This window comes from Polaromonas sp. P1_E3, from assembly GCF_056405935.1.
In genome coordinates, this window is the sequence record NZ_JBFUBD010000546.1 from 1 (window position 1) to 1511 (window position 1511).

1 protein-coding gene and 1 tRNA gene are annotated in these 1511 nt (G+C 56.3%); both read right to left on the minus strand.

Features of this window, described 5'->3' with window-relative positions:
- On the minus strand, positions 1–1264 hold a 1264-nt coding region (locus AC1D0Z_RS21520; protein WP_477660190.1), incomplete at its 3' end, for a hypothetical protein.
- 164 nt (positions 1265–1428) lie between these two features.
- Positions 1429–1505 (minus strand) — tRNA-Val (locus tag AC1D0Z_RS21525).
- Positions 1506–1511: the final 6 nt, after the last annotated feature.

The following is a 1511-nucleotide window of genomic DNA, read 5'->3' on the forward strand; positions in this document are numbered from 1 at the left end:
ACGTTGTCCGGAATAACAAGACAACAAGCACCGAAGAAAACAGTATTTTTTTGCCGAGCGATTGCGCCAAAGCCGGTGTGAACAAGCGATGCAGCAAAAGCCAGATTGCCAATGGGGCAACCATTTCCAGCGGCACCAGATAACGGTGAATGCTGAAAATACCAAGCCAGGTCAGATAACTGATCGCAGCAAATGCCAGCAGGAAATGGGCCCGCGACGGCTCTTCGAGAGGAAACGCATGGGCATCCCGAACCGGCAATGGCCTGAAAAACCGGCGGCGAGTCACCGCGACGCCCCAGAATATGAACAACGAGTACAGCACGGGCAGTGCGATTTGATAAAGAGCCGACTCGCCGACACGCGAGGGATTCAGTGCAAAGATGAATGGAAAAAAGAGCGCCTCAGCGATACCTTTTGGTCTCCAGCGGGTGTCGCCCACTCCAACCACTCCGGCCATGTCTGACTGGAAAAATGTGTTGAACTGCGGGAACAGCGGGTTGCCATAGAGGTCCCAGAGCAGAAGGAACCAGTAGGCGCCGGTCAAGGCGATGCCCAGCACCACGCCGACGCTGAATGCCACTACTACGCGAACCCGGTGGACTGCTCCTCCATGACAGGCGAGCAAAAGCCCCACAGCACCGCCCACTGCATAAACCGCGTTTGTGAGCTTTGCGCCCGCTGCCATGCCTATCAGCAATCCCGCCAGCATGATCCACAACAGATAGCGCCCGCGCGCGCGTACAACGGCGTCCCATCGGGTCACCGCGACTGCCATCCCGGCCAGCACAAACACCGACGACGTGTTGTCACCCATGGTGTTTCCGAGCTCTGACACAAAAACCGCGCTCAGACACCCCGCAAGCGCTAGCAGAATTGCCGTCGCGTTGGGACGTTTCACCTGCGCGACAAATGGCCTCACGATCAGCAGCAGGAATACAAAGTCAAGCCCATGGAACAAGCCCATCGCGAAGGCTACAGCACGCGGCGGCCAATGCTGAACCATCAGAAAATAGGGCAAATCCAGCAGCGGGTTGAAATAGCTCTGCATTGCGGCAGGCGCAAGATCAACCCCGACGCGGCCATTGAGCAACGCATAGGCGTTGTAGAGGTGGTAGTTCAGCAGGTCCCAATTCGCGTCCTGGCCGATCACAAACACGGAAGCCAGCGCAAATAAAAACGGAACCAGGAGCGCAGCCCAACGCGGTGCTGACGGCTGATCCAGACAGCCTGTCAACCGCGAATGGAGTCTGGAGAAAAATCCCATGGCACTTCCTGATGCTTTTTTTCCACGTCAAACACGACTGGAAAACCCTACAACGACCCTATGCTGGACCGGTGTGGGCGGAACATTTCCGGGAGCACCAGCGGGAATATATTCGGGGACAAAAAAAACGACATCCGAAGATGCCGTATTTATAGAACAGGAATTGGTAGGCGCGATTGGACTCGAACCAACGACCCCCACCATGTCAAGGTGGTGCTCTAACCAGCTGAGCTACGCGCCTAAGGAC